Below are 25,252 nucleotides of genomic sequence, written 5' to 3' on the forward strand. Positions count from 1 at the left end.
CCGCGCTCCCCCCAGGCACGCCCACGCCCCCAACCCTCCATCCGGACCCCGCTGTTCCACTCTCGTCCATTCACGACGAACGGTGACGAAGCGCGTGCGTAATGTGATGTGCTGGGACCGATCGCGTGCGTATCGCGTACAGAGCAAGGGCTTGCGAAAGCTCACGGGGGCGAGGGAGGGGAACAACTCATGGACTCGGAGCACCACATCCGCCGCTGGGAGTCGGGCGCACTCGCCCACGCCGTGACGGACCCTTTCGGCCAGGGCCCCGTTCCCTGGCTCCGCGGCAATGTGACGTACTTCGACGACACCGGCCATGTGGTCCCCTGGTACGTGGAGCCGGGCCCGCCCGAGCCCGAAGTCCCTGCCACGGGCGCCCGCGCACGCGCCCGCGTGCCCGCCCCGCGCACCCCGCCGGGCCCCCGCTCCGCCGACGACGTGCGCCGCCAGATCAAGGGCTTCACGGCGACCGGCGCCGCCGCCCCCGGCGAGTCCATCGACTTCCACATCACGGTCGACCCGCCCCAGGAGTTCGGCGTCGACATCTACCGCATCGGCCACTACAGCGGTGACGGCGCGGCGAAGATCACCACCAGTCCCCGGCTCTCCGGCATCGTCCAGCCCCCGCCCCTCACCGCCGACCGCACGGTCTCCTGCCACCACTGGTGGCTCTCCTGGCGGCTGCAGATCCCGGGCTACTGGAACACCGGCGCGTACGTGGCGGTCCTGACCACCGCCGACGGCTACCGCTCCCACGTGCCGTTCACCGTCCGCGACGAGCGGCGGGCCGACCTGCTGCTCCTGCTCCCGGACATCACCTGGCAGGCGTACAACCTCTACCCGGAGGACGGCCGCACCGGCGCCAGCCTCTACCACGCCTGGGACGAGGACGGCCGGCTGCTCGGCGAGTCCGAGGCGGCGACGACCGTCTCCTTCGACCGCCCGTACGCCGGCGCGGGCCTCCCCCTGCACGTCGGCCACGCCTACGACTTCATCCGCTGGGCCGAGCGCTACGGCTACGACCTCGCCTACGCCGACGCCCGCGATCTGCACTCCGGCCGTGTCGACCCCACCCGCTACCGGGGGCTGGTCTTCCCGGGGCACGACGAGTACTGGTCGCCCCAGATGCGCCGCACCGCCGAACAGGCCCGCGACGGCGGCACCTCGCTGGTCTTCCTCTCCTCCAACACCATGTACTGGCAGGTGGAGCTGAGCCCGTCCCCGTCCGGTGTCCCCGACCGCCTCCTCACCTGCCGAAAACGCCGGGGCCCCGGCAAACCCGCACTGTGGCGCGAAATCGACCGCCCCGAGCAGCAGTTGATGGGCATCCAGTACGAGGGCCGGGTCCCCGACCCCCACCCCCTGGTCGTGCGCAACGCCGACCACTGGCTCTGGGACGCGACCGGCGCCCATGAGAACGACGAGCTGGCCGGGATGGTCGCCGGCGAGGCCGACCGCTACTTCCCGCGCACCCCCCTTCCCGAGCACCAGGGCCGTATGCTCCTCGCCCACTCCCCGTACCGGGCCCCCGACGGCGCGGTCCGGCACCAGGAGACCTCCCTGTACCGAGCCCCCTCCGGAGCCTGGGTCTTCGCATCCGGGACGTTCGCCTGGTCCCCGGCCCTGGACCGCCCGGGCCACGTCGACACCCGGGTCCAGCGGGCCACCGCCAACCTCCTGGACCGCATCTGCAAACGCGACTGAGCAGCGCACCGCACATCGTCCGCGCCACCCCTGGCCAAGATCGGTGCTCCCCGTACGGGAGAATCGAGCCACTTGGACATCACCACGGGGAGGAACCGTGTCCGGATTCGTAGAAAAGCCCGAGCCGATCGAGGTTCCGGGCCTGGTGCATCTGCACACCGGCAAGGTGCGCGAGCTGTACCAGAACGAGGCGGGCGACCTCGTGATGGTCGCCAGCGACCGCACGTCCGCGTTCGACTGGGTGCTGCCCACGGAGATCCCCGACAAGGGCCGCGTCCTCACCCAGCTGTCCCTCTGGTGGTTCGACCAGCTCGCCGACCTGGCCCCGAACCACGTCCTGAGCACCGAACTCCCGCCGGGCGCCCCCGCCGACTGGGCGGGCCGCACCCTGATCTGCAAGTCGCTCAGGATGGTCCCGGTGGAGGCCGTCGCCCGCGGCTACCTCACCGGCTCGGGCCTGCTGGAGTACAACGACTCCCGTACGGTCTGCGGCCTCGCCCTCCCCGAGGGCCTGGTCGACGGCTCGGAGCTGCCGGCACCGATCTTCACCCCGGCCACCAAGGCCGCCGTCGGCGAGCACGACGAGAACGTGTCGTACGAGGAGGTCGCCCGCCAGGTCGGCGCGGAGACCGCCGTGCAGCTGCGCCAGACGACCCTCGCGGTGTACGGCCGGGCCCGGGACATCGCCCGTGACCGGGGCATCATCCTCGCCGACACCAAGTTCGAGTTCGGCTACGAGGGCGACACCCTCGTGCTCGCCGACGAGGTGCTCACCCCGGACTCCTCCCGCTTCTGGCCGGCCGACCTGTGGGAGCCGGGCCACGCCCAGCCCTCCTTCGACAAGCAGTTCGTCCGCGACTGGCTGACCTCGGACGCCTCCGGCTGGGACCGCAAGAGCGAGCAGCCCCCGCCGCCGCTCCCCGAGGAGATCGTCACCGCGACCCGCGCCAAGTACGTGGAGGCGTACGAGCGTCTGACGGGCACGAGCTGGTCGTAGGCCCGCAGGACACGAAGAAGACCCCGGTCCAGTGGACCGGGGTCTTCTTTGCCGAGCGGACGACCAGGTTCGAACTGGCGACCTCAACCTTGGCAAGGTTGCGCTCTACCAACTGAGCTACGTCCGCGCTGCGCCGTGGCGCGAGGCCTACTATACCCAACCTCGCTCCCGGGCGAGCCGCACCGCCGCGTGCCGGTTCTCCACCCCGAGCTTGGAGACGGCCGACGACAGATAGTTCCGGACAGTGCCCTGGGTCAGCGCGGCCCGCTCGGCGATCTCCGCCACGGGTGCCCCGTCGGCGGCGAGCTCCAGTACCTCGGCCTCCCGCGCGGTCAGCGGCGAATCCCCGGACGAGATCGCGTCGGCCGCCAACTCCGGGTCCACATAACGGTTCCCCGCATGCACGGTCCGGATGATCTCCGCGAGCCGCTGCGCGCTGACGGTCTTGGGGACGAACCCCCGCACACCGGCCTCCAGCGCCCGCTTCAGATGCCCCGGGCGGCCATGACCGGTCACGATCAGCACACGGCAGCCCGGTAGTTCGGTCCGCAGCGATGTGGCCACCCTCACACCGTCGGCGCCCGGCATCTGCAGGTCCAGCACGGCCACATCCGGCTCGTGCGCCATGGCCATCGCCAGCGCCTCCGGCCCGCTGGCCGCCTCCGCGACCACCACCAGATCGTCCTCCAGGGCCAGCAACGCGGCCAGCGCCCCCCGGATCAGATGCTCGTCGTCGGCGAGCAACAGCCGCACCGGCCGCCCCGCCACCTCCGGTACGGCGCTCACGACGCGCTCCCCGGCACGACGGCGGAGCCGACCGACCCGACCGAGTCGGTCGGCCTCTTCCCGGCCGAGCCCGAACCGACAACCCGGCCCGACCCCGACCCCGGGCCGGTGCCCGAGCCCTCCGCACCCAACGGCACCCGCGCCACCACCCGAAAAGCCTCCCCGCCCACCGGCCCCGCCTCCAAAGTCCCGTCCACGACCGCCAGCCGCTCCCGCAGCCCCGCGAGCCCGGACCCGGCCCCGACGGAACGCCCGGCGTCCGCGGTCTCCGCCCCGGCCGCCCGGATTCCGTCGTTCTCCACGGTCAGCACCACCTGCCCCTCCGTCACCTTCAGCGCCACCGCGCACTGATCGGCGTTCCCGTGCCGCAGCACGTTCGTCGTCGCTTCCCGCACCACCCAGGCGAGCGCGGACTGCACCTCGCCGGGCAGCCCCGCGGTGTCCGCCCCGTGCACCGAGCAGTCGATACCGGCCGCCGCCAACACGCCCTGCGCACCGGAGAGTTCGACCCCGAGGTCGGCCTCCCGGTACCCCCGTACGACCTCCCGCACCTCGCGCTGCGACTCGTGGGCGATCCGCTGGACCTCGATCATCTGCTCGACGGCCTCGGGCCGTTCCCGGCGGGCCAGCTGGACCGCCAGCTCGCTCTTCAGCGCGATGACCGCGAGATTGCGGCCGATCACGTCGTGCAGATCGCGTCCGAAACGCAGCCGCTCCTCGGCGACGGCGAGGCGGGCGCGGGTCTCGCGGGCGTCGGCGAGTTCGTAGACGGCGTCGAGGAGCCAGACGGAGAAGACGGCCGTGAAGGCGAGGGCCCCACCGCTGATCAGCACGACCACCGTCGTGACCAGCACGGTGGACCCCGGTGCGCCCAGCAGGAGGACCAGGAGCGCGGAGCCCGCCGCGAAGCCGCCGACGATCGGCATGACCTGCTTCCTGCGGACACCGAGCGTCGCGTTACCGACGCCGAAGATCACCACGATGCTGAAGATGCCGGCGTTGTCGGTGATGTCCCCCGTCACCGCGTGGTCGGTGATCACGAAGGTGAGGACGCCGACCACGGTGGTGACGGCGGTGAGCCCCCACAGCAGCCGGACGGGCTGGGCCCGCCGGCCGCACGTCCAGTCCAGCGCCCGGGAGGCGGTCACCCCACAGATCGCGGCGTGCGCCCCCACCAGGAGCAGCAGCAGCCAGCTGCCCGGCCGCCCCGGCCCCACCTCGGCGAAGGCGGGCAGTCCGGCCGCGAGGAGCTCGATCACCGCGAACATGTGGAACGACCACCGGGTGTACGTCTCCACCTTGGCCGGTGTGCTCTTGCCCCGCCACCAGCTCCCCGGCCCCCGCATGGCACGACTCCCCTCGTCTCCCCTTACCGACGCGGTTCCCAGCGGAACCACCGCCGTACAGCAAACACCGCGAGCACGGTCCAGGCCAGCGCGGTGGCGACGGCGCCCAGGGCCTCGTACGCGGACAGGTCGCCGGTCCAGCCGCCGCGCACCAGCGTGATGACGGGGGTGAGCGGCAGCAGTTCGAGGAAGGAGGCCAGCCGGTCCGGCAGCACTTCGAGCGGCACGGTGATGCCCGAGCCGAGCAGGGAGACGAACATCAGCGGCAGGCTGGTGACCTGCGCGCTCTCGGCGGTGCGGCTGAGGCTCGCGGTGACCGCCGCCAGCGCCACGCACAGCACGACGCCCAGCAGCACCCCCAGCACGGCCAGGTGGGGCGCGGACGGTGCCCCGAGGTCCAGCAGGACCGAGCAGGCTACCGCCATGAGCAGGCACTGCGCGATGCCGATGCCGACGGCGGGCAGCGCGGCACCGACGAGGATCTCCTGGTCGCGCAGCTCACCGGTCCGCAGCCGCTTCAGGACGAGTTCCTCACGGCGTACGACGTAGATGTTGGTCAGGGCGGTGTAGATCGCGAAGAGCAGCGAGAAGCCGACGCCGGCGGGCAGGATGACCGTGCCGAGGCTCAGCCCGGCCTCCTTCAGGTCCATCTGGTCCGTCGCCGACTTGACGCTGAGCGGCAGCAGCAGCGGGACGAACAGCGCCGTGACCAGCGTGGCCCGGCTGCGCCCGAGGAGCGTCAGCTCGGCGCGGGCGAGCGCGGTCATCCGGCTTCTGAGGGTCGTCGTCCCGGGGCTGGGGAGGGGCGCCGTGCCCGTCTCCGCCGCCGTCCCCGTGGCCCCTGTGGTCGTGCTGCTCATGCCGCCACCCCGTTCTTGCGCGTTCCCGTGCCCGTAGTGCCCGCAGTGCCCGTACGCGACGGCGTCCCCGTGTCCGTGGCCGCGCGCGCCGCCTCCGCCGACTCCCGCGCGATCCGCAGGAACGCCTCCTCCAGCGAGGCCGACCGGACCTCGAGGCGCCGCAGCTCGACCCGTGCCCGCTCGGCCCAGAGGAGCAGCCCGGTGGCCGCCCGCTGGAGCTCCTGTGTGCGCAGCACCACCACGCGGTCGTGCTCCTCGTGCCCGGTGACGCCCAGTTCGCCGAGGGGCGGCAGGTCGCCCAGGAAGTACCCGGCGGGCAGTTCGAAGGAGATCCGGGACGGCTGGGAGGCGGTCACCTCGGCCGGGGTGCCGGTCGTGGCGACGGAGCCCTCGTGGAGGATGGCGAGCCGGTCGGCGAGGTCCTCCGCCTCCTCCAGGTAGTGCGTGGTGAGCAGCACGGTCGTCCCCCCGTCGCGCAGCTCCCGTACCAGCTCCCATGTGTCCTGGCGGCCCTCCGCGTCGAGGCCGGTGGTCGGCTCGTCGAGGAAGAGGACCTCGGGGCGCCCGAGGAGCGCGAGCGCCAGGTCGAGGCGCCGCTTCTCACCTCCGGACAGCTGCTTGACCCGGACACCGGCCCGCCGCCCGAGCCCCACCATCTCCAGCGCCTCGCCCTCGGGGCGTGCCCCGCTGGTGCAGCCGGCCCACATCCGTACCGTCTCCGCGACGGTCAGCTCGGAGGGGAAGCCGCCCTCCTGCAGCATCACGCCGATCCGGGGGCGTACGGCCGCGCGCTCCCCGTAGGGGTCGTGGCCGAGGACCCTCACCCGGCCGCCGGACGGCGGTGCGAGTCCCTCCAGCAGTTCGACCGTCGATGTCTTGCCCGCGCCGTTGGTGCCCAGCAGGGCGAAGAGTTCTCCCCGGCCGACGGAGAACGTGATTCCCCGTACGGCCTCGAAACCGCCCCCGTACACGCGCCGCAGGTCGGTGACCTCGATCACGTTCTCGTGATCGTGAGTGTTCACGTCCTCGTGCCCGTTCGTTTTCATGTCTTCAGCGTCCCGGCGATACGGGTCGCGGTGCAGTGCGCGGTGTCATCTCTCGGCATGACAAATGTCAGACGCGGGGGCCGGGGAAACGGCGGGAGAACACGAAGAAGGCCCCGGTCCAGTGGACCGGGGCCTTCTTTCACGAGCGGACGACCAGGTTCGAACTGGCGACCTCAACCTTGGCAAGGTTGCGCTCTACCAACTGAGCTACGTCCGCATTGCCTCCGACCGGCTCCCACCGATCGGCGCGAGGACTACTTTACCTGATCCACAACAGTGGTCCGGTAAGTGATCCAGAGCGGGTGACAGGAATTGCACACTGCGCCTTCCCCCTGGAAGGGGGATGTTCTGCTACTGAACTACACCCGCGTGACTCCGGTGAGCCGGGCCTTTCGGCCTTGCCCCTCGGCGTGCTCCAGACTCTAGCCGATCGGGCGGGGGGCAACGCAAGTCGGTTGTCCCCCGGCCCCAAGTCGGCCGCCCCCGGGGCCCGCTGACGGACCCTGAGGACGGCCGCCGGGAAGACGTGCCCACCGTGTGCCCGCCGCGCGCCTACTGCGCCTCGGCGAACGCCTCGTAGACCTTCTTGGGGATGCGCCCGCGCGCGGGGACGTCCAGCTTGTTGGCCTGCGCCCAGGCGCGGACGGCGGCGGGGTCCGGGGCGACCTGGGTCTGCTTGTACGCCTTGCCCGACCTCGACCGCTTGCGGCCGGCGTCGACGTAGGGCGCGAGCGCCTTACGCAGTTTCTTGGCGTTGGCTTCGTTCAGGTCGATCTCGTACGACTTGCCGTCGAGTCCGAAGGCGATCGTCTCCGCCGCTTCCGAGCCGTCGATGTCGTCGGAGAGAGTGACCACGACACGCTGCGCCACGAATATCGGTCCCTTCGTGCGACATCTCTCCGTTGACGTGCCCTGACGTCAGGAAGATGTCGGCTGTCCGGCTGTTAATTGGGCAAAGTATCGGCTAATGCCAATTCATTTGTACAGTGCCCGGCATTGCAATGTGCAGACAGACTTAATCCGTCCGCGTGTCCCTCGCGCAATAGGGATCCGGGATCTTTCCCAGAAGTTTTCATGAGGGTGATCGCCCGCTGCCTGATCGTGACCGCCGTCACCAGGATTGATGGCGGAGCCCTGTAGTTTCCTACGAATCTACCCGCGTAGAAATTTTGTACGGGTAGTCTGAAGCCACCTGTAGGAACCTGCTCAGCACCAACACCGGGAGTGCCAGTGGCACGCGTCGTAGTCGACGTCATGCTCAAGCCGGAGATCCTCGACCCCCAGGGCCAGGCGGTGCAGCGCGCGCTGCCGCGTCTCGGTTTCGAGGGCGTCTCCGACGTACGTCAGGGAAAGCGATTCGAACTGGAAGTTGACGGACCGGTGGACGACGCCGCGCTCGCCCGCATCCACGAACTGGCGGAATCCTTCCTCGCCAACACCGTGATCGAGGACTTCACCGTCAAGGTCGAGGAAGTCGCGGAGGCGGGAAAGTGACCGCTCGTATTGGCGTCGTCACCTTTCCCGGCAGCCTCGACGACCGGGACACGCAGCGTGCCATCAGGCTCGCCGGTGCCGAACCCGTCGCCCTCTGGCACAAGGACAAGGACCTCCACCAGGTCGACGCCGTGGTGCTGTGCGGCGGTTTTTCCTACGGCGACTATCTGCGCGCCGGCGCCATCGCCCGCTTCTCGCCGGTGATGGAGACGCTCATCGAGCAGGCGAAGGCCGGACTGCCGGTCCTCGGCATCTGCAACGGCTTCCAGATCCTCACCGAGGCCCACCTCCTGCCGGGCACGATGCTGCGCAACGACCACCTGCACTTCATCTGCCGCGACCAGAAGCTGCGGGTGGAGAACGCGGAGACCGCCTGGACCACCGACTACACGGCCGGCCAGGAGATCCACATCCCGCTGAAGAACAACGACGGGCAGTACGTCGCCGACGCGTACACGCTCGACAAGCTGGAGGCCGAGGGCCGTGTCGCCTTCCGGTACCTCGACTTCAACCCCAACGGCTCGCAGCGGGACATCGCCGGCGTCGTCAACGAGGCCGGGAACGTCGTGGGCCTCATGCCGCACCCGGAGCACGCCGTGGAGCCGCTGATCGGCACCGGCCGCACCGACGGCCTCCCCTTCTTCACCTCGATCCTCAAGAAGCTGGTCAACGCATGAGCCGGACGCCTCTGGACACGGTCGAGCACGCGGCCGCGACCCCCGACGTCGAGCTGCCCTGGGCCGAACTGGGCCTGAAGAAGGACGAGTACGAGCGGGTCGTGGAGATCCTCGGCCGCCGGCCCACCGGTGCCGAGCTGGCCATGTACTCCGTCATGTGGTCCGAGCACTGCTCGTACAAGTCCTCCAAGGTCCACCTGCGCCAGTTCGGCGAGAAGGCCCCCCAGTCGGACGCCCTCCTCGTCGGCATCGGCGAGAACGCGGGCGTCGTCGACGTCGGTCAGGGCTACGCGGTCACCTTCAAGGTCGAGTCGCACAACCACCCCTCGTACGTCGAGCCCTACCAGGGCGCGGCCACGGGCGTCGGCGGCATCGTCCGCGACATCATCGCGATGGGCGCCCGCCCGGTCGCGGTCGTGGACCCGCTGCGCTTCGGCGCGGCCGACCACCCCGACACCAAGCGCGTCCTGCCCGGCGTCGTCGCCGGCATCGGCGGCTACGGCAACTGCCTGGGCCTGCCGAACATCGGCGGCGAGGTCGTCTTCGACGCCTGCTACCAGGGCAACCCGCTGGTCAACGCCGGTGCCATCGGTGTCATGCGGCACGAGGACATCCACCTCGCCAAGGCCTCCGGCGCCGGCAACAAGGTCATCCTGTACGGGGCCCGCACCGGCGGCGACGGCATCGGCGGTGCCTCGATCCTGGCCTCCGAGACCTTCGACGACGCCAAGCCCTCCAAGCGTCCCGCCGTCCAGGTCGGCGACCCCTTCCAGGAGAAGCTCCTCATCGAGTGCACCCTGGAGGCGTTCAAGGAGAAGCTGGTCGTCGGCATCCAGGACCTCGGCGCGGCGGGCCTGTCCTGCGCGACGAGCGAGCTGGCGTCCAACGGCTCCGGCGGCATGCGCGTCACCCTCGACGACGTACCGCTGCGCGACTCCACGCTCTCGCCCGAGGAGATCCTCATGAGCGAGTCGCAGGAACGCATGTGCGCGGTCGTCGAGCCGGAGAAGGTCGACCGCTTCCTCGCGATCTGCGACAAGTGGGACGTCATCGCCACGGTCATCGGCGAGGTCACCGACGGCGACCGCCTGGAGATCTACTGGCACGGCGGCAAGATCGTCGACGTCGACCCGCGCACGGTCGCGCACGACGGCCCGGTCTACGAGCGCCCGTACGCCCGCCCCGAGTGGCAGGACGCGCTCCAGGCGGACGACGCGAACAAGCTCCCGCGCCCGGCGACGTCCGAGGAGCTGAAGGACCAGGTCCTGAAGCTGGTGGCGTCCCCCAACCAGGCCTCCAAGTCCTGGATCACCTCCCAGTACGACCACTTCGTGCAGGGCAACACGGTCCTCGCCCAGCCCGAGGACTCGGGCATGATCCGCGTCGACGAGTCGACCGGCCTGGGTGTCGCCATCGCCACCGACGGCAACGGCCGCTACGCCAAGCTGGACCCGTACCACGGCGCCCAGCTGGCCCTGGCGGAGGCGTACCGCAATGTCGCCACCACCGGCGCCAAGCCGCTGGCCGTCTCCGACTGCCTGAACTTCGGCTCCCCGGAGGACCCGGCGGTCATGTGGCAGTTCGCGGAGGCCGTACGCGGTCTCGCGGACGGCTGCCTGCAGCTGGGCACCCCGGTGACCGGCGGCAACGTCTCGCTCTACAACCAGACGGGCGAGGTGGCCATCCACCCCACCCCGGTCGTCGCGGTCCTGGGCGTCATCGACGACGTCGCCCGCCGCACACCCGTCGCCTTCCAGGAAGAGGGCCAGCTCCTCTACCTGCTCGGCGACACCCGTGAGGAGTTCGGCGGCTCGGCCTGGTCCCAGGTCGTCCACGACCACCTCGGCGGACTGCCCCCGCAGGTCGACCTGGAGCGCGAGCGCCTGCTCGCCGAGATCCTGATCTCCGCCTCCCGCGACGGCATGATCGACTCCGCGCACGACCTCTCCGACGGCGGCCTGATCCAGGCGGTCGTGGAGTCGGCCCTGCTCGGCGGCAAGGGCGCCCGTCTGATCGTCCCCGACGGTCTGGACGCGTTCACCTTCCTCCTCTCGGAGTCGGCCGGCCGCGCCGTCGTGGCCGTCCCCCGCTCGGAGGAGCTCCGCTTCAACGACATGTGCGGCGCCCGGGGCCTCCCGGCCACCCGCATCGGCGTCGTGGACGGCGAAGCGGTCGAGATCCAGGGCGAGTTCACGCTCCCCCTGGAGGAGCTGCGGGTCGCCCACGAGGGCACGATCCCGGCGCTGCTGGCGTAGTCCCTGTCAGGGCCGTACGAAGGAGCCCCGCCCGGCTCGATCCGACCCGGGCGGGGCTCTCTCGCGTCCTGGCGGTCTAGCGGACGTAGTTCTTGAGGATCTCTGTGTCCAGTTCGATGTTCATCGGGCCGGGGATGCGGACCTTCTCGCCGAACTTCGCGGTGTGGACAGCGCGGTAGCCGCCAACCTGTCGGTCCGGCTTGCTGTGCACGGTGACCGTGCAGGAGTCCCGGTCGATCAAGAGGTATAGGGGGATTCCGACCTGGCCGTAAGCAGTCGGCTTCTCGTGCCGGTCCCGCCGGTCGGTGTCCGAGTCGTACGAGGTCACCTCTACGACCATGAGCGCGCCGTCAGGGGCGGCCCATTCACCGTGTCCTGCGAAGTGGGCCTCGGGCGCGAGCACCGCATCCGGTTTCGCCCTTCCCTCCCGATAGGTCTCCACCCGGAGACCTTGACCGTACGTCAGGTCCAGGTCGGGCCTGGACTGCATGCAGCGCCGGGCCAGCCAGGAGACGATGACGTTGTGGTCTCCGTCTGCCACCTTCTTGACTCCGATCCGTCCGTTGATGAACTCCAACGTGACGGTCTCGGGAGCGGCGGCGGCGATCGTTTCGAACTCCACCACCGACATCTGAGACGTGCGCTCGGCCATAACCGTCATGTTGCACCCCTTTCCAGGCGAAGGCCAGTGTCGCCAGTGGGCGTCGGACAGGGGTGCGCTTCGCCGTCGACAACACTTTCGAGTGACCTGGAGTCCACGAGAGGGCGCCCGCATACGCTCATCCCATGCCGCCCGCCAGGAAACGCCCCCGCACCTACGACCCCGCCAAGACCCGCAAGGCCGTCCTGGCCCAGTTCGGGCACGTACGGGAGGCGGTGGGCGCCCTCACCGGCGAGCAGCTCGCGGCGCCGACCCGGCTCGGGGCGTGGACGGTCCGGGATCTGGCCGCGCACCTCACCATGGCCGTCGAGAGCGTCAGCCGGGCCCTGGAGCGGTCCGAGCCGCCGAAGGCCGAGCTGAACCCCCTCGACTACGCCTCCGCGACCGCCGCCCACGCGTCCGCCATCGCCGAGGGCAGCCACGCCCTGGCCGAGGCCCAGCCCGACCTCGTCGCCCTCTACGCGGAGGTGGAGCGGCGGGTCACCGAGGCCCTCGCCGCCGCCCCGCAGGGCCGGGTCATCGACACCCGCGCCGGCGGCATGCTGCTCGACGACTACCTGGTCACCCGCACGATCGAGCTGGTCGTCCACACCGACGACCTGAACGCCGCCGTCCCCGGCCTCGACGTCCCCTACGACCGCCACGCCCTGGCCACCTGCGTCCGGCTGCTCGCCGACACCCTCGCAGCGCGGGCGCCCGGCGGCTCGACGGAGGTGCGGATCCCGCCGTACGCCGTCGTGCAGTGCGTGGAGGGGCCACGGCACACCCGGGGCACCCCGCCGAACGTGGTCGAGACCGACCCGCTGACCTGGATCCGCCTCGCGACCGGCCGGGTGACGTGGGCCGCCGCCCTGGACGCGGCCGACGTCAGCGCGAGCGGCGAGCGGGCGGACCTGAGCGGGCTGCTGCCGCTGATGGCCTGAACGGGTGGGCCGGTCCGGTCCCGGCGCATCCGGTGGAACCACCCACTCACCCCACCCGTCCCACCGCCATGGACAAGCGACTGCGACTGACCCTGACCGCCCTGGCCCTCTTCCCGCTCACCCTGCTCGCGGCCTGCGGCACGGAGTCGTCCGGCGACTCCGGCAGCGGCAACGTCGGCTCGGGCACCTCGACCGCCGAGAAGTCCTCGGTCACCGACGTCCGCTGGAAGGTCGACAGCCTCACCGTCGGCGACCAGACGCGACAGGCACCCGACGGCGCCTGGCTCAGGATCGCCGACGACGGCGAGGTCGAAGGCAACTACGGCTGCAACACCTTCGGCTCGACCGCCGCCTTCAAGGACGACGGCATCGACTTCGAGACCGCCCGGTCCACCGAGATGGCCTGCGGCGACGCCCCGATGAAGTTCGAGGAGAGCTTCGCCCGCACGCTGGACACCGGGACGTTCACCGCCCGGACCAGCGACGGCGGACTGACCCTCACCACGGGTGACGGCGACACCGTGAAGCTGAGCGAGGAGGAGCCCGCCGAGCTGTACGGCACGAAGTGGCGAATCGATTCGCTCATGGACCACGACGTCGCCACCTCCCTTCCCGAGGCGGCCCGGGGCAAGGCCTGGTTCACCCTCGACAAGAAGGCGGGCACGCTGAGCGGAAGCGTCGGCTGCAACGACATCTCCGCCAAGGCCACGGTGAGCGAGGACCGCATCACCCTCGGCAGTCCCCGGACCACCCGCAAGATGTGCTCCGACTCACTCATGGCCGCCGAGCGGAGCTTCCTGGAGCTCTTCCGGGGCACGGTGGAGTATCGGATCGATCACCGCAGTATCACGCTGACCAGCGAAAACGACGCGGGTATCGGCGCCGTCGCCGACAAGTGACGTGCGACCGCCCGCAGTCGGGGACCGGGGCGGGCGAGATCACCGGATTCGGACCGGTGCGCGATCTCGCCTACACTCGGTGGCGTGCCACGTGGTGACGGACGACTCAACCACGACCTTCTCCCCGGCGAGAAAGGCCCCCAGGACGCGTGTGGCGTCTTCGGTGTCTGGGCCCCGGGTGAAGAGGTCGCCAAGCTCACGTACTTCGGGCTCTACGCCCTCCAGCATCGGGGCCAGGAATCCGCGGGTATCGCGGTCAGCAACGGCTCCCAGATCCTCGTCTTCAAGGACATGGGCCTCGTTTCCCAGGTCTTCGACGAGACCTCGCTCGGTTCCCTCCAGGGTCACATCGCGGTCGGTCACGCCCGCTACTCGACCACCGGCGCCTCCGTGTGGGAGAACGCCCAGCCGACGTTCCGTGCCACCGCGCACGGCTCCATCGCGCTCGGCCACAACGGCAACCTGGTCAACACGGCCCAGCTCGCCGAGATGGTCGCCGACCTGCCCAAGCAGGAGGGCCGTACGCCCCGCGTCGCGGCCACCAACGACACCGACCTGCTCACCGCGCTCCTCGCGGCCCAGGTCGACGAGGACGGCAAGCCGCTGACCGTCGAGGAGGCCGCTCCGAAGGTCCTCCCGCAGGTCCGCGGTGCCTTCTCCCTCGTGTTCATGAACGAGCACACCCTGTACGCCGCCCGTGACCCGCAGGGCATCCGCCCGCTGGTCCTCGGCCGGCTGGAGCGCGGCTGGGTCGTCGCCTCCGAGGGCGCCGCCCTCGACATCTGCGGCGCGAGCTTCGTCCGCGAGATCGAGCCGGGCGAGTTCATCGCCATCGACGAGAACGGTCTGCGCAGCTCCCGATTCGCGGAAGCGAAGCCCAAGGGCTGTGTCTTCGAGTACGTCTATCTGGCCCGCCCGGACACCGACATCGCCGGCCGGAACGTGTACCTCTCCCGGGTGGAGATGGGGCGCAAGCTGGCCAAGGAAGCCCCCGTCGAGGCCGATCTGGTCATAGCGACCCCGGAATCCGGCACCCCGGCCGCCATCGGGTACGCGGAGGCCTCGGGCATCCCGTTCGGTGCGGGTCTGGTGAAGAACGCGTACGTCGGACGTACGTTCATCCAGCCCTCCCAGACGATCCGCCAGCTCGGTATCCGGCTGAAGCTGAACCCGCTCAAGGAAGTCATCAAGGGCAAGCGCCTGGTCGTGGTCGACGACTCGATCGTCCGCGGCAACACCCAGCGCGCCCTGGTCCGGATGCTCCGCGAGGCGGGCGCCGCCGAGGTCCACATCCGGATCTCCTCGCCGCCCGTGAAGTGGCCCTGCTTCTTCGGCATCGACTTCGCCACCCGCGCCGAGCTGATCGCCAACGGCATGACGATCGACGAGATCGGCACCTCGCTCGGCGCCGACTCCCTCTCCTACATCTCCATCGACGGCATGATCGAGGCGACCACCATCGCCAAGCCGAACCTCTGCCGGGCCTGTTTCGACGGCGAGTACCCGATGGAGCTGCCGGACCCCGAGCTGCTCGGCAAGCGGCTCCTGGAGACCGAGCTGGCCGCCGGGCCCGCCGCCACGGCCGCCACCGACGCGATCCGCCGCCCGTAGTCCGGGCCCGTCACACCTGCCGTACGACACGAAGGTTCTCACTAGCCATGTCTGAGACAACTGGTGCCAGCTACGCAGCCGCGGGCGTCGACATCGAGGCGGGCGACCGCGCCGTCGAGCTGATGAAGGAGTGGGTGAAGAAGACCCAGCGCCCCGAGGTCCTCGGCGGCCTCGGCGGTTTCGCCGGACTCTTCGACGCCTCCGCCCTCAAGCGCTACGAGCGCCCGCTGCTCGCCTCCGCGACGGACGGCGTCGGCACGAAGGTCGACATCGCCCGGCAGCTCGGCGTGTACGACACCATCGGCCATGACCTGGTCGCGATGGTGATGGACGACATCGTGGTCTGCGGCGCCGAGCCGCTGTTCATGACCGACTACATCTGTGTCGGCAAGGTCCACCCCGAGCGGGTCGCCGCCATCGTCAAGGGCATCGCCGAGGGCTGTGTCCTCGCCGGCTGCGCCCTCGTCGGCGGCGAGACCGCCGAGCACCCCGGCCTCCTCGGCCCGGACGACTTCGACGTGGCCGGCGCCGGCACGGGCGTGGTCGAGGCGGAGCACCTGCTCGGCCCGGATCGTATCCGTACGGGTGACGCGGTGATCGCGATGGCCGCCTCCGGCCTTCACTCGAACGGGTACTCGCTGGTCCGCCACGTCCTGCTCAACCAGGCGGGCCTCTCCCTGGACGCCGAGATCGCCGAGCTCGGCCGCACCCTGGGCGCGGAGCTGCTGGAGCCCACCAAGATCTACTCGCTGGACTGTCTGGCCCTCACCCGCACCACCGAGGTCCACGCCTTCAGCCACGTCACCGGAGGCGGTCTCGCGGCCAACCTGGCCCGGGTGATCCCGGACGGCCTCCACGCCACCGTGGACCGCTCCACCTGGACCCCGGCCCCGATCTTCGACCTGGTCGGCACCACGGGTCAGGTCGAGCGCCTGGAGCTGGAGAAGACCCTGAACATGGGCGTGGGCATGATCGCCATCGTCCCCCAGGAGTCGGCGGACGTGGCCCTGACGACCCTGGCCGACCGCGGTGTCGAAGCCTGGGTCGCGGGCGAGATCACCGACCGCGCCGACCACACCACGGGCGCGGAACTGGTGGGCGACTACGCACGGGGCTGACCGGGGCCGTATCCCGGGCACGCCAAAAGCGCCCCCGATGGGTCGAAGACCCACAGGGGGCGCGGGGAACGGCGCGATCAGCCACGAGAAACCCGCGGCCGCGAACGCACAGTCACCCCCGAGCCATCAGGCGCCCGGCAACTCCCAGCGGAGCGAACACGCACAAAACCCGGTCCGGCGGGAGCAACCCGCTTGGACCGGGTGGAGCGCAAATGGATCGTCAAGCGCCGCGACGATGAGAGGCGGGACCGGACTGATCGTCCCCGTCGTCCTCATCGTCGTCGTTATAAAGATCCGCGTACTGGGCGTACGGGTCGTCGTCGTCTTCGTCGTCCTCGAACGGTTCGCCGTTCGGAGGTTGGCTCGAAGTCGATGCGCCCAGCTCGCTGGCCAGACGCGACAGGTCAGTCCCGCCGCTGTTGTACTTCAGCTGGCGGGCGACCTTCGTCTGCTTGGCCTTGGCCCGGCCGCGCCCCATGGCTCGACCCCCTCGGTGACGGGGCTCGACGGCCCCAGAGTCTTGACACGCGTTCATGATCTGGAACGGACTCTCCGTGGAGAGACCGGTCCGTAGGGCTTCCACGGTACCTGAGCCCACGCCCATACGGTACGTCGCCCGCAGGACGTGCCCGTGCCCAGAACCTGCGAGGAGCCCTTTCCTCGCTGGTCAACGGTGATTTTAACCGTTTCTCGGCGGACGACCCGCCGACGGAAGTGAGAGTTCTCTCTAAAGCCGCCGACGGGTACCGGCCGACGCCGCGCGCGGCCCGCGCGGCGCCTTTGCCGAAGGTCAGTGAGCGCGGCCCGCCGCCGCCTCGTGCATCCGCTGCTCGGCGATCCGGTCGGCCGCGGCGGCCGGCGGAATGCCATCCGTCTTCGCACGTGCGAAGATCGCCAACGTGGTGTCGAAGATCTTCGCCGCCTTCGCCCTGCACCGCTCGAAGTCGAACCCGTGCAGTTCGTCGGCGACCTGGACGACCCCGCCGGCGTTCACCACGTAGTCCGGGGCGTAGAGGATCCCGCGATCGGCGAGGTCCTTCTCGACGCCGGGGTGGGCGAGCTGGTTGTTGGCCGCGCCGCACACCACCTTGGCGGTCAGCACCGGCACGGAGTCGTCGTTCAGGGCGCCGCCGAGCGCGCAGGGGGCGTAGATGTCGAGCCCCTCGGTGCGGATCAGCGCGTCGGTGTCGGCGACGGCGGTGACCCCGTCCGGGTGCCGGTCGAGGATCCGCCGTACGGCGTCCTCGCGCACGTCCGTGATCACGATCTCGGCGCCCTCGGCCCGCAGATGCGTCACGAGGTGGTGGCCGACCTTGCCGACGCCCGCGATGCCGACCCGGCGGTCGCGCAGCGAGGGATCGCCCCACAGCTGCTGGGCGGAGGCCCGCATGCCCTGGTAGACGCCGAAGGCGGTGAGGACGGACGAATCGCCTGCGCCGCCGTTCTCCGGGGACCGGCCGGTGGTCCAGCGGCACGTGCGGGCCACGACGTCCATGTCGGCGACATAGGTGCCGACGTCGCAGGCGGTCACGTACCGGCCGCCCAGCGAGGCCACGAACCGCCCGTAGGCGAGCAGCAGCTCCTCGCTCTTGATCCGGTCGGGGTCGCCGATGATCACGGCCTTGCCGCCGCCGTGGTCGAGCCCGGCCATGGCGTTCTTGTACGACATCCCGCGCGCCAGGTTCAGGGCGTCGGCGACGGCCTCGGCCTCGGTCGCGTACGGGTAGAAGCGTGTGCCGCCGAGAGCGGGGCCCAGCGCGGTGGAGTGGATGGCGATGACGGCCTTGAGGCCGCTGGCCCGGTCCTGGCAGAGCACGACTTGCTCGTGACCGCCCTGGTCCGACTGGAACAGGGTGTGCAGGACGCCGTCAGATACATCGGTCACGGTGGTGACTCCTGGGTAAGAAGCGGCGGTTGCTGACAGGTCCCCGTACGGGTGGCGGGGTCTGTGAGCATGAGATTAGAGCCTGCGTCCGCCGTACAGCGGCGCAGCCTCAGGATCACCCCACTCCTGGAGTACGGACGTGGTGCGATCCGCACAGTTTTCCGGCCCCTCCGTGTGCGGGTTCGGCAGGTTTCCCGGGTGGCAGCCGGGGGAGGGAGCAGGGGTGCCCAAGGTGTCCTCGGTGATCGTCCCGTACGCGTCCTACCTCCGCGTGTACGAGCCGCTGGCGGCCTTCCCCGAGCCCGAGCGCGGCCACTGGGCCCGCTACGCCCGGCGTCCGGACCGTCCCTCGTACCAGGACGAACTGCGCCGCTCGCTGGCCGACCTGCTGCCGACCCCGCCTGTCCCGGTGCCGGTGCACGAGAGCGGCGACGCCTTCGTGGTGGAGGTCGACGGGGTGGTCTGCGTCTGCCCCTGGCGGACCCGGCTGCGCGGCTGGCAGGCGCTCGGCGATCTCGCCGAGGAACTGCCCGCCCCGGTCCTGGACGCGGTGCTGCCGCCGCTGGTGCGTCATCAGGCGAGCCAGGACTACGAGCGCTGGATGGCCGGCAACCCCGACGCCCGGCCGTGGATCCGCACCGCGACCTGGCAGGTGCCGCTGAACTGGTTCGTCCTCGTCTCGGACGAGGAGCGGACGTACGAGAAGGGCTCGGGCGAGAAGGGTTCCGGCGAGATTTCGCCGGTGCTTCGCTATCGCACGCCCATGGTGCAGGCCCGGCGGCGGGTGGCGCGGGGGCTGCGGGCGCTGCGCGACACCCTCGACGAGAGTCCGCTCATCGACGGTCTGATCGACGTGGGCCGCTGGCTGGAGGAGTTCCACCCACGCTCGCTGGTCGAGCTGGACTACGGCGGCCTCGTGCACGTCCTGCCCGCCGCCGACCTGGACGGCGACCACTCGGCGGCCGATGTCGCCGAGGGCATCGAGGCCCTGCGCGGCGGGGACGGCCTGGCCGCCGGGGAGGCGTACGGGCGGCTGGTGGAGCGCTGGCGGGCGGTCCGGGACCGGCGCTCGGCCAACTGAACCGGTCCGGCGTTCCGGCCGTACTTGTGACTTGTGGGGCCGGTGGGAAAAGGCTTTCCACAAAAGCTGAAGCATGGTGAACTGTCCACCCTTGGCCCATGCTTGACACACTGAAGTTCCACAGGAGTGTCATCGTGGGACGTAGGCCTCGATCCGGGCTTTTGTGTCAAGCAGGCGACAAGCGTGACGGATTGCACTTACGCGGACCTTGCCTCCTACGCACCTCCTCGTGTCAAAATAGGACAAGGAGCCCGGGGGAGGCTCCTTCTGCCCGCGTATGGGTGGAATCTCAGCATTGCACGCTATTGGGGGGTCTTGAGACTCCTGCACGCCACTGTGACTGATCGTCACAGTGGCGTGACTGTCCGCTATGGCATGGTCCATCGGCATCCGTCGCTGATGAACACCTGGGAGGGCAATTCCATCGGTTTGGCCGACGCGGCTGGACAGATGGTGTAGTTGTAGTGCCGAGGACAAGCCGTTCGTCCTATAACCGACTCGACTCGCGTCCGCCATTTCGGGCAACGCGGGTCAAGGTGCAGAATTTAGAGGAAAGAACCGAGAAGGTTCGGTTCTCCCGAGGAGGCCGCTCATGACCGCTCGCACCCCTGATGCCGAGCCGCTGCTGACCCCGGCTGAGGTCGCCACCATGTTCCGCGTCGACCCCAAGACGGTCACGCGGTGGGCGAAGGCCGGCAAGCTCACGTCCATCCGCACGCTCGGCGGACACCGCCGTTACCGCGAGGCTGAGGTCCGCGCACTGCTCGCGGGTATTCCGCAGCAGCGCAGCGAGGCCTGAACAGCCGCACAACAGGGCATTTCGGCTGGTCCCCCAATCGGCCGGAAGCCAGGAAACACCGCTCAAGCTGCTCCGAACGACGCGGGTTCTGCCCCAACAGATCCCACGCCCGAGCCACACAGAACTTCCGGGAGGCCCAGGCCCCCCGGGCCTCGTCAGGCAAGCACCAAGGGTGCGTCGTAGATCGCGCTGGACTCCGCCGGGTCCAGCGCGATCTTTTTTGTGCGTCCGGCCAGGGGATCGGGTCCGGGGGCGACGAGTTGTGCGCGGGCTTGTCGGACTCTGGGGAGGGCTGTCGGATCTCCTGTGCAGGCCTCCGGGGACTGGTGCAATTGCACATATTAAATTGACCAGTTGTAGGAGAGTGGTAAGAACCGGCGTTCTGAAAACTCGTGCGGTGACACCCGTCACACGCCGGGATCCTTGCTGTCCGCGCGACATCTGCGGTAAAGGGGGCGGCAGTTGAGCGTGACACGCCCTAGCCGAGTGTGTTCCCTGCGGGAGGCGTCTCACGCCTTGGAGGGCGTCTCGTCCTCCGCGGTCTCCTCCGTGCCGTCCTCGCCGCCGGCCCCGGGCTCCGACGCCAGCCGTAACAGCCGGTGGCAGATCGGGCAGTGGCGGGTGAGGTGGCGGTACGACGAGGCGGCCGACAAGTGAGCACGGAGCAATGCGCGGGTCTCGTGCCGAGCGGACGCCGCCATACGCCACCTCCGGGGGTCTCTGGGCCCTGAATTCTGAGGTACCGGCGGAATGTGACGCCGTCAACCCCCACGGAGCCGAGGAGGGGTCGCAGGCCCCCTCCAGGGGCGCGGGGAACTGCGCGACGAGCCACATACGACTCGCACGCGCCCAACAACCCCAGCACCCCGAGCTCTTGGGCGGGCTGTGCCGGGCCGTAGGGAGCCGCACAGCAAGAAGACCCGCATCCAAATCGGATGCGGGCCTTCTTCATCGTGCGGTCCTGACGGGATTTGAACCCGCGGCCTCCACCTTGACAGGGTGGCGAGCACTCCAAACTGCTCCACAGGACCAGGTTTCGCAGTCCGCGCCGTTTCCCGCGCTGGCCTGCGAGAAGAGACTGTACAGGAGCGGGTGCCCCGGCGCGAACTCACTTTCCGTGCAGGGGCTGTTACGGCACGGCCGCGTCGATCGCCTTCACGATCCGCTTGTCGGAGACGGGGTACGCCGTCCCCAGGGCGTGCGCGAAATAGCTGACCCGCAACTCCTCGATCATCCAGCGGATCTCCAGCACCGAGGAGGGCACCGGCCGCCCCTGGGGCAGCTGTTCCAGCAGCCAGGCGTACTCGTCCCGCATCTCGTGCACCTTCTCCATCCGGGACGTGTCCCGCTGCACCCCGGTCGGCATCTGCTGCAGCCGCCGGTCCGCCGCCACCAGATAGCGCATCAGGTCCGGCAGCCGCCGCAGCCCCGCCTCCGTGACGAACCCGGGCTTCACCAGGGCGTCCAGCTGCCCCCGTACGTCCGCGAGGTTGGCGAGGAGGGCCGGGCTGCGCATGGACTTCAGACGCCGCTCACAGGCCTGCCAGGCGGCCAGCACCTGCTGCACCTGGCCGACCGTGCGGACCGTGGTGTCGACGATCTCGGCGCGCACCTTGTCGTAGAGCTTGCGGTGCGAGGACTCGTCCCAGGCCGGCCCGCCGAAGTCGGCGATCAGCCTGTCGGCCGCCGCCATCGCGCAGTCGTCGAACAGGGCCTGGATCGAACCGTGCGGATTGGCGGACAGTGCCAGCTTCTGTGCGTTGGTGAGCTTTTCGCTCGCGAACTTCGCAGGGTTGACCGGAATGTTTCGGAGGATGAGCCGACGGGTGCCCTTCCACATCGCCTCCGCCTGCTCCGCCTCGGTGTCGAAGAGACGGACCGAGACGGTGTTCGCCGTCGGTCCGTCGTCGACGAGCGCCGGATACGCCTTCACCGGCTGCCCGGCCCGGCGGGTCTCGAAGACACGGGTGAGGGAGCCGATCGTCCAGTCGGTCAGGCCCTTGCGCTCCAGGGACTCGCCGCCCTGGCGCTCGGCGGTGGCCGCCGCCGCCTGGGAGAGGGCCTGGCGCGCCTTCGGCTTCAACCGCAGCCGCAGCGCCTCCAGATCCTTGTCCTCGGCCACCTTCCGGCGCCGCTCGTCGACGATCCGGAAGGTGATCTTCAGATGGTCGGGGACCCGGGCCCAGTCGAAGTCCTCGGGTGCCACCGGCACACCCACCATGCGCTTCAGCTCGCGGGCCATCGTCACCGGCAGCGGCTCCTGCAAGGGGACCGCCTGGTCCAGGAAACGCTGGGCGAAGTTCGGCGCCGGCACGTAGTTCCGGCGGATCGGTTTGGGGAGGGAGCGGATCAGCTCCGTCACCACCTCCTCGCGCAGGCCCGGGATCTGCCAGTCGAAGCCCTCGTCCGTGACCTGGTTGAGGACGTGGAGGGGGATGTGGACGGTCACGCCGTCCGCGTCGGCACCCGGCTCGAACTGGTAGGTGACCCGGAACTTCAGCTGTCCCTGCCGCCAGGAGTCCGGATAGTCGGCCTTGGTGACCGCCTCCGCCGACTCCCGGATGAGCATCTCCCGCTCGAAGTCCAGGAAGTCGGGCTGCTCGTGCCGCTTGTGCTTCCACCAGGAGTCGAAGTGGGCGCCGGAGACGACATGGTCGGGAACCCGCTGGTCGTAGAAGTCGAAGAGCGTGTCGTCGTCGACCACGATGTCCCGGCGCCGGGCCCGGTGCTCCAGCTCCTCGACCTCGCTGAGCAGCTTGCGGTTGTCCGAGAAGAACTTGTGGTGGGTCCGCCAGTCGCCCTCGACCAGCGCGTTGCGGATGAACAGCTCACGGCTGGCCTCCGCGTCGATGCGGCCGTAGTTGATCTTCCGCTGGGCGACGATCGGGACGCCGTACAGCGTGACCTTCTCGTACGCCATCACGGCCGCCTGGTCCTTCTCCCAGTGCGGCTCGCTGTAGGTCCGCTTGAGGAGGTGCTCGGCGAGCGGCTCGACCCATTCGGGCTCGATGCGGGCGTTGACGCGGGCCCAGAGGCGGCTGGTCTCCACCAGCTCGGCCGACATCACGAAGCGCGGGGGCTTCTTGAAGAGGGCCGAGCCCGGGAAGATCGCGAACTTGGCGCCGCGGGCGCCCAGATACTCGTTCTTGCCGGTGCTCCGTCCGCTCTCGCCGCCGGTCTCCTTCACGTCCTTCATGCCGATGTGGGAGAGCAGTCCGGCGAGGAGCGAGAGATGGACGTGCTGCTCGGGGGCGTCGTCCTCGTTGAGATGGATGTCCATCTGCTTGGCGACCGTGCGCAGCTGGCTGTAGATGTCCTGCCACTCCCGGATGCGCAGGAAGTTCAGGTACTCCTGCTTGCACATCCGGCGGAACGACGACGAGCCGCGCTCCTTCTGCTGCTCGCGGACGTATCGCCAGAGGTTGAGATAGGCGAGGAAGTCGCTGGTCTCGTCCTTGAAGCGGGCGTGCTGCTGGTCGGCCTGGGCCTGTTTGTCGGCGGGGCGTTCGCGCGGGTCCTGGATGGAGAGCGCGGCGGCGATGACCATGACCTCGCGGGCACAGCCGTTCTTGTCGGCCTCGACGACCATCCGGGCCAGGCGCGGGTCGACGGGCAGCTGGGAGAGCTTGCGGCCCATCGGGGTCAGCCGCTTGCGGACGTCCTTCTGCACCGCGTCGAGCGCGCCGAGCTCCTGCAGGAGCTGGACGCCGTCGCGGATGTTGCGGTGGTCCGGCGGGTCGATGAAGGGGAACTTCTCGATGTCGCCGAGGCCGGCCGCGGTCATCTGCAGGATGACGGAGGCGAGGTTCGTCCGCAGGATCTCCGCGTCCGTGAACTCGGGGCGGGCGAGGAAGTCGTCCTCGCTGTAGAGGCGGATGCAGACACCGTCGGACGTACGACCGCAGCGGCCCTTGCGCTGGTTGGCACTGGCCTGGGAGATCGCCTCGATGGGCAGCCGCTGGACCTTGGTGCGGTGGCTGTAGCGGGAGATACGGGCGAAGCCGGGGTCGATGACGTACTTGATGCCGGGGACCGTGAGGGAGGTCTCGGCGACGTTCGTGGCCAGAACGATCCTGCGGCCGGTGTGCGCCTGGAAGACCCGGTGCTGCTCGGCGTGCGAGAGCCGGGCGTAGAGGGGGAGGACCTCGGTGAAGCGGTAGTTCTTCTTGATCAGGGCGTCGGCGGTGTCCCGGATCTCGCGTTCTCCGGAGAGGAAGACGAGGATGTCGCCCTTGCCCTCCCCCTGAAGCTCCTCGACGGCGTCGCAGATCGCGGTGATCTGGTCCCGGTCGGCGTCCTCCGAGTCCTCCTCCAGGAGCGGGCGGTAGCGCACCTCCACGGGATACGTACGGCCGCTGACCTCGACGATCGGCGCGTCCCCGAAGTGCCGGGAGAAGCGCTCGGGGTCGATGGTCGCGGAGGTGATGACGACCTTGAGGTCGGGGCGCTTGGGCAGCAGCTGGGCGAGATAGCCCAGCAGGAAGTCGATGTTGAGGGACCGCTCGTGGGCCTCGTCGATGATGATCGTGTCGTAGGCGCGCAGCTCGCGGTCCGTCTGGATCTCGGCGAGCAGGATGCCGTCCGTCATCAGCTTGACGAAGGTCGCGTCCGGATTCACCTGATCGGTGAACCGCACCTTCCAGCCGACGGCCTCACCGAGCGGCGTCCGCAGCTCCTCCGCGACGCGCTCGGCGACCGTGCGGGCGGCGATGCGTCTCGGCTGGGTGTGGCCGATCATGCCCCGTACGCCACGACCCAGCTCCATACAGATCTTGGGGATCTGGGTCGTCTTGCCGGAGCCGGTCTCGCCCGCGACGATCACGACCTGGTGATCACGGATGGCGGCCGCGATCTCGTCCTTCTTCTGGCTGACGGGCAGCTGCTCGGGGTACGAGACGGCCGGCACGCGCGCGGCGCGCGCGGCCATGCGGGACTCGCCCTTGGCGACCTCCGCCTCGATCTCGGCGAGCACGGCGGCCCGGGCCTCGGGCTTACGGATCTTGCGCGCGCCTTCGAGCCTGCGCCCGAGCCGGTGCGCGTCGCGCAGCGACAGCTCGGCCAGGCGGGGGGCGAGGGCGCCGAAGGCGGGGGCAGGTGGCGTAGACATACG

The 25,252-nt window shown here is 69.9% G+C and carries 21 protein-coding genes and 4 tRNA genes; 11 read left to right on the forward strand and 14 right to left on the reverse strand.

Annotated features, from left to right (window positions below; genetic code table 11):
* The first annotated feature begins 189 nt into the window (after nt 1–189).
* The gene (locus J8M51_RS40130) at nt 190–1,704 is read left to right on the forward strand and encodes a N,N-dimethylformamidase beta subunit family domain-containing protein (protein WP_267299933.1); all 1,515 of its coding nucleotides are present in this window, start codon (nt 190–192) and stop codon (nt 1,702–1,704) included.
* A 97-nt stretch (nt 1,705–1,801) separates the two neighbouring features.
* The gene (locus J8M51_RS40135) at nt 1,802–2,701 is read left to right on the forward strand and encodes a phosphoribosylaminoimidazolesuccinocarboxamide synthase (RefSeq protein WP_267299934.1); all 900 of its coding nucleotides are present in this window, start codon (nt 1,802–1,804) and stop codon (nt 2,699–2,701) included.
* Between the two features lie 54 nt (nt 2,702–2,755).
* On the opposite strand, the gene J8M51_RS40140 is transcribed toward J8M51_RS40135, so the two are convergent.
* The 8 genes from J8M51_RS40140 to J8M51_RS40175 form a co-directional block, all read right to left on the reverse strand.
* Nucleotides 2,756–2,828 (reverse strand) — tRNA-Gly (locus J8M51_RS40140).
* Nucleotides 2,829–2,851: 23 nt separating this feature from the next.
* Nucleotides 2,852–3,454: a response regulator transcription factor gene (locus J8M51_RS40145; RefSeq protein ID WP_267300034.1), complete on the reverse strand. Its 603-nt coding sequence runs from the start codon at nt 3,452–3,454 to the stop codon at nt 2,852–2,854.
* 29 nt (nt 3,455–3,483) lie between these two features.
* On the reverse strand, nt 3,484–4,833 hold the full coding sequence (locus tag J8M51_RS40150; RefSeq protein WP_267299935.1) for a sensor histidine kinase: 1,350 nt from the start codon (nt 4,831–4,833) through the stop codon (nt 3,484–3,486).
* A 23-nt stretch (nt 4,834–4,856) separates the two neighbouring features.
* Entirely contained in the window at nt 4,857–5,693 is an 837-nt protein-coding gene (locus J8M51_RS40155; RefSeq protein ID WP_398857855.1) for an ABC transporter permease, read from the reverse strand.
* Nucleotides 5,690–6,739, reverse strand: coding sequence for an ABC transporter ATP-binding protein (locus J8M51_RS40160; protein ID WP_086757797.1), 1,050 nt, complete (start codon nt 6,737–6,739; stop codon nt 5,690–5,692). Before J8M51_RS40160 ends, J8M51_RS40155 begins: the two co-directional genes overlap by 4 nt.
* A gap of 144 nt (nt 6,740–6,883) precedes the next feature.
* Nucleotides 6,884–6,956: transfer RNA gene (locus tag J8M51_RS40165), tRNA-Gly, on the reverse strand.
* A gap of 80 nt (nt 6,957–7,036) precedes the next feature.
* Nucleotides 7,037–7,108: transfer RNA gene (locus tag J8M51_RS40170), tRNA-Gly, on the reverse strand.
* 183 nt (nt 7,109–7,291) lie between these two features.
* Nucleotides 7,292–7,609, reverse strand: coding sequence for a histone-like nucleoid-structuring protein Lsr2 (locus J8M51_RS40175; RefSeq protein WP_086757799.1), 318 nt, complete (start codon nt 7,607–7,609; stop codon nt 7,292–7,294).
* A gap of 360 nt (nt 7,610–7,969) precedes the next feature.
* Here J8M51_RS40175 and purS point away from each other — a divergent pair, with 360 nt between their 5' ends.
* The 3 genes from purS to purL are packed head-to-tail and all read left to right on the forward strand — an operon-like array spanning nt 7,970 to nt 11,165.
* Nucleotides 7,970–8,233 carry a phosphoribosylformylglycinamidine synthase subunit PurS gene (gene purS, locus J8M51_RS40180; RefSeq protein WP_005482678.1) on the forward strand — a complete coding sequence of 88 codons (264 nt, stop codon included), beginning with the start codon at nt 7,970–7,972 and terminating at the stop codon, nt 8,231–8,233.
* A complete protein-coding gene (gene purQ / locus J8M51_RS40185) occupies nt 8,230–8,910 on the forward strand; it encodes a phosphoribosylformylglycinamidine synthase subunit PurQ (RefSeq protein WP_086757800.1) in 681 nt (226 codons plus the stop codon). The genes purS and purQ overlap by 4 nt, the downstream gene beginning before the upstream one ends.
* Entirely contained in the window at nt 8,907–11,165 is a 2,259-nt protein-coding gene (purL, locus tag J8M51_RS40190; RefSeq protein ID WP_086757802.1) for a phosphoribosylformylglycinamidine synthase subunit PurL, read from the forward strand. The genes purQ and purL overlap by 4 nt, the downstream gene beginning before the upstream one ends.
* A gap of 76 nt (nt 11,166–11,241) precedes the next feature.
* On the opposite strand, the gene J8M51_RS40195 is transcribed toward purL, so the two are convergent.
* Nucleotides 11,242–11,826, reverse strand: a complete 585-nt coding sequence (locus J8M51_RS40195) for a Uma2 family endonuclease (RefSeq protein ID WP_086757804.1) — start codon at nt 11,824–11,826, stop codon at nt 11,242–11,244.
* Nucleotides 11,827–11,951: 125 nt separating this feature from the next.
* Here J8M51_RS40195 and J8M51_RS40200 point away from each other — a divergent pair, with 125 nt between their 5' ends.
* From J8M51_RS40200 to purM, 4 genes are all read left to right on the forward strand, one after another.
* Nucleotides 11,952–12,749, forward strand: a complete 798-nt coding sequence (locus tag J8M51_RS40200) for a maleylpyruvate isomerase family mycothiol-dependent enzyme (protein ID WP_086757806.1) — start codon at nt 11,952–11,954, stop codon at nt 12,747–12,749.
* 68 nt (nt 12,750–12,817) lie between these two features.
* Nucleotides 12,818–13,648 carry an META domain-containing protein gene (locus tag J8M51_RS40205; RefSeq protein WP_086757808.1) on the forward strand — a complete coding sequence of 277 codons (831 nt, stop codon included), beginning with the start codon at nt 12,818–12,820 and terminating at the stop codon, nt 13,646–13,648.
* An 84-nt stretch (nt 13,649–13,732) separates the two neighbouring features.
* Nucleotides 13,733–15,259 (forward strand): amidophosphoribosyltransferase, encoded by a 1,527-nt coding sequence (purF, locus tag J8M51_RS40210; RefSeq protein WP_086757810.1) that lies wholly within the window; start codon nt 13,733–13,735, stop codon nt 15,257–15,259.
* 47 nt (nt 15,260–15,306) lie between these two features.
* Nucleotides 15,307–16,377, forward strand: a complete 1,071-nt coding sequence (gene purM / locus J8M51_RS40215; protein ID WP_086757811.1) for a phosphoribosylformylglycinamidine cyclo-ligase — start codon at nt 15,307–15,309, stop codon at nt 16,375–16,377.
* A 220-nt stretch (nt 16,378–16,597) separates the two neighbouring features.
* On the opposite strand, the gene J8M51_RS40220 is transcribed toward purM, so the two are convergent.
* Both J8M51_RS40220 and J8M51_RS40225 read right to left on the reverse strand, forming a co-directional pair.
* A complete protein-coding gene (locus tag J8M51_RS40220) occupies nt 16,598–16,855 on the reverse strand; it encodes a DUF3073 domain-containing protein (RefSeq protein ID WP_086757813.1) in 258 nt (85 codons plus the stop codon).
* A gap of 312 nt (nt 16,856–17,167) precedes the next feature.
* The gene (locus J8M51_RS40225) at nt 17,168–18,262 is read right to left on the reverse strand and encodes a Leu/Phe/Val dehydrogenase (RefSeq protein ID WP_086757815.1); all 1,095 of its coding nucleotides are present in this window, start codon (nt 18,260–18,262) and stop codon (nt 17,168–17,170) included.
* Between the two features lie 223 nt (nt 18,263–18,485).
* Here J8M51_RS40225 and J8M51_RS40230 point away from each other — a divergent pair, with 223 nt between their 5' ends.
* On the forward strand, nt 18,486–19,343 hold the full coding sequence (locus J8M51_RS40230) for a hypothetical protein (protein WP_086757817.1): 858 nt from the start codon (nt 18,486–18,488) through the stop codon (nt 19,341–19,343).
* A 592-nt stretch (nt 19,344–19,935) separates the two neighbouring features.
* Nucleotides 19,936–20,142, forward strand: a complete 207-nt coding sequence (bldC, locus tag J8M51_RS40235; protein WP_003949541.1) for a developmental transcriptional regulator BldC — start codon at nt 19,936–19,938, stop codon at nt 20,140–20,142.
* A 509-nt stretch (nt 20,143–20,651) separates the two neighbouring features.
* Here bldC and J8M51_RS40240 read toward each other — a convergent pair.
* The 3 genes from J8M51_RS40240 to hrpA all read right to left on the reverse strand — a co-directional run bounded on the left by J8M51_RS40240 (nt 20,652) and on the right by hrpA (nt 25,249).
* Nucleotides 20,652–20,843 (reverse strand): DUF6274 family protein, encoded by a 192-nt coding sequence (locus J8M51_RS40240; protein WP_086757818.1) that lies wholly within the window; start codon nt 20,841–20,843, stop codon nt 20,652–20,654.
* 255 nt (nt 20,844–21,098) lie between these two features.
* A tRNA-Asp gene (locus J8M51_RS40245) sits at nt 21,099–21,173 on the reverse strand.
* Between the two features lie 98 nt (nt 21,174–21,271).
* Nucleotides 21,272–25,249, reverse strand: a complete 3,978-nt coding sequence (gene hrpA / locus J8M51_RS40250) for an ATP-dependent RNA helicase HrpA (protein ID WP_086757820.1) — start codon at nt 25,247–25,249, stop codon at nt 21,272–21,274.
* Nucleotides 25,250–25,252 lie beyond the last annotated feature (3 nt).

It is taken from the genome of Streptomyces griseiscabiei (assembly GCF_020010925.1).
GTDB classification, from domain to species: domain Bacteria; phylum Actinomycetota; class Actinomycetes; order Streptomycetales; family Streptomycetaceae; genus Streptomyces; species Streptomyces griseiscabiei.

What these genes read in the sequence shown, in the direction of transcription:
- J8M51_RS40130 (WP_267299933.1), top strand. Translation starts at nt 190, where the DNA reads ATGGACTCGGAGCACCACATCCGCCGCTGGGAGTCGGGCGCACTCGCC.
- J8M51_RS40150 (WP_267299935.1), bottom strand. Translation starts at nt 4,833, where the DNA reads ATGCGGGGGCCGGGGAGCTGGTGGCGGGGCAAGAGCACACCGGCCAAG.
- J8M51_RS40155 (WP_398857855.1), bottom strand. Translation starts at nt 5,693, where the DNA reads ATGAGCAGCACGACCACAGGGGCCACGGGGACGGCGGCGGAGACGGGC.
- J8M51_RS40160 (WP_086757797.1), bottom strand. Translation starts at nt 6,739, where the DNA reads ATGAAAACGAACGGGCACGAGGACGTGAACACTCACGATCACGAGAAC.
- purL (WP_086757802.1), top strand. Translation starts at nt 8,907, where the DNA reads ATGAGCCGGACGCCTCTGGACACGGTCGAGCACGCGGCCGCGACCCCC.
- J8M51_RS40195 (WP_086757804.1), bottom strand. Translation starts at nt 11,826, where the DNA reads ATGACGGTTATGGCCGAGCGCACGTCTCAGATGTCGGTGGTGGAGTTC.
- J8M51_RS40200 (WP_086757806.1), top strand. Translation starts at nt 11,952, where the DNA reads ATGCCGCCCGCCAGGAAACGCCCCCGCACCTACGACCCCGCCAAGACC.
- J8M51_RS40205 (WP_086757808.1), top strand. Translation starts at nt 12,818, where the DNA reads ATGGACAAGCGACTGCGACTGACCCTGACCGCCCTGGCCCTCTTCCCG.
- purM (WP_086757811.1), top strand. Translation starts at nt 15,307, where the DNA reads ATGTCTGAGACAACTGGTGCCAGCTACGCAGCCGCGGGCGTCGACATC.
- J8M51_RS40220 (WP_086757813.1), bottom strand. Translation starts at nt 16,855, where the DNA reads ATGGGGCGCGGCCGGGCCAAGGCCAAGCAGACGAAGGTCGCCCGCCAG.
- bldC (WP_003949541.1), top strand. Translation starts at nt 19,936, where the DNA reads ATGACCGCTCGCACCCCTGATGCCGAGCCGCTGCTGACCCCGGCTGAG.
- J8M51_RS40240 (WP_086757818.1), bottom strand. Translation starts at nt 20,843, where the DNA reads ATGGCGGCGTCCGCTCGGCACGAGACCCGCGCATTGCTCCGTGCTCAC.
- hrpA (WP_086757820.1), bottom strand. Translation starts at nt 25,249, where the DNA reads ATGTCTACGCCACCTGCCCCCGCCTTCGGCGCCCTCGCCCCCCGCCTG.